Source organism: Kitasatospora nipponensis (assembly GCF_039528135.1).
Taxonomy (GTDB): domain Bacteria; phylum Actinomycetota; class Actinomycetes; order Streptomycetales; family Streptomycetaceae; genus Kitasatospora; species Kitasatospora nipponensis.
Map to the genome: position 1 here is coordinate 1 of NZ_BAAALF010001077.1, position 305 is coordinate 305.

A 305-nucleotide genomic window follows, 5' to 3' on the forward strand; every position below is an offset into this window, starting at 1 on the left:
CTGGCAGAGCATGTTCTGTTTGATGGTGATCCTGGCCAGGTCCAACGCGGGTGTGGCCCCAGCGTGTTCGAAGGTGCCACCACTGAGCTCGAGCGACCCGCCGATGACCGAGCCGGTGAGATCGACGCTGCCTTCGGAGACGAATCCCCGGTCGAGCAGTGCAGTCTCCCGCACCTCCAGATCGAGGGCCAGCAGCGCCTGCCCGCCTCGGTTCCGAAGCTGTGCTCCTCGGAGGCTGAGCCGGCCACCAATGTGAGCTCCGGTGAGATGTGTGGTTCCCGCAACCGTCAGGTCGGAGAACGAGG

At 65.2% G+C, this 305-nt stretch carries 1 pseudogene; it reads right to left on the minus strand.

Annotation, left to right across the window (positions count from 1 at the left end):
- Positions 1–305, minus strand: a pseudogene (locus ABD323_RS44965) (hypothetical protein); the annotation flags it as partial.